Source organism: Actinosynnema sp. NPDC023658 (assembly GCF_040639995.1).
Taxonomy (GTDB): Bacteria; Actinomycetota; Actinomycetes; order Mycobacteriales; family Pseudonocardiaceae; genus Actinosynnema.
Window position 1 is genome coordinate 1 of the sequence record NZ_JBFAAX010001339.1, and the last position, 1,287, is coordinate 1,287.

Consider the following 1,287-nt stretch of genomic DNA (forward strand, 5'->3'; position numbering starts at 1 on the left):
GCGGGCGTCCCCCACCGCACCCGCGTCCGGTCCCGGCCGGACGATGGTGGACAACCGGGCACGTTGTCCGGACGTTGTCCGGACGTTGTCCGGAGCGTGAACGCCGTACGTAAAAGCCCTCCGGTCGGGACAGTCCGCCGGTTACCGTTCGCGGGTGCAGATCCCGTGGCGAGCCGCCCCGCGCGCGGCTCTGTCGAGCCCGCTGACGTTGCTGGTCAGCGTGGTCACCGCTCTGCTGCTCAGCTTCGTGGTGGCCGCCTCCGTGATGCACTCGGCCGCGTCCGGCAGCGCCGCGATCGACTACCAGCAGGGCCAGTTGTGCCGGGAGGCGCTGCACCCGTCGCTGGAGTCCACCGTCGGGGTACCCCACGAGCGGATCGCCGAGGGGGTGAAGGCGCTCACCGCGACGCTGTCCGACCACCCGGTGCTGATCGGCATGTACACCCGGGAGAGGCGCACGGACTTCGGCGGCTGGCAGACCTACGCGAAGTTCGGCTACCGGGCCGGCGCCACCGACCACCTGAAGGTGCTGCAGGGCGGCTCCAAGGACGGGCTCTGGGTGCCGCAGAGCATCGCCGTCACCGCTGACGTCCGGCTGGGCGAGCGGGGCCTGGGCGGGCGGCTGCCACCGGTCACCGCGATCTACGCCGACGTGATCGACCCGCTGCCCGACTGGTGGTGCTCGGAACGCCACTTCGTCGTGCCCAACGTGCTCGACCGCGACGAGCTGGCCACCGCCGTGGTGTGGACGCCGAGCGCCGAGGCGTTCTACGACCTGCCGCCGGAGGTCGGCGGTCCCACCGACGTGACGGTCCGCTTCCCCGCCGCCGTGCCGCGCACGGTGGACGAGGCCGCGGCCCTGCTGGCCGAGGGCACCGCGCGCATCGCCCCGGTCCAGGGCGGGTTCAACCGCACGACGTCCCCGCTGGTCCTGCCGGTGGAGAACGCCCGGCAGACGGTGGCGAACGTGCGCTCGGCCGTCCTGCCGCTCACCCTGATCAGCCTGCTCATCGGCTTGGCCGGGGTCGCCACGGTGACCGTCCAGTGGGCGCAGCGCCGCGAGCCCGAGCTGAGGCTGCTGTGGGTGCGGGGCTCCGGCCCGTTCGCCCTGGGTGGCCGCGGCGTGCTGGAGCTCGGCCCGCCGCTGCTGGTCGGCGGCGCGGCCGGGTTGGGCGTCGCCCGCCTGCTGCTGCCCGTGTACGCGCCGTCGGACGCCGAAGGCCACCACGGGCAGGGGTCGACCGAGTGCCCCGGGGTCGGACGGGCGGAACACGGTGAACCGGTTGT

Annotated in this window: 1 pseudogene; it reads left to right on the plus strand. The window is 73.8% G+C overall.

What is annotated here, in order from left to right:
• Positions 1-154: 154 nt before the first annotated feature.
• Positions 155-1,287: pseudogene (locus AB0G02_RS40795) on the plus strand (hypothetical protein); the annotation flags it as partial.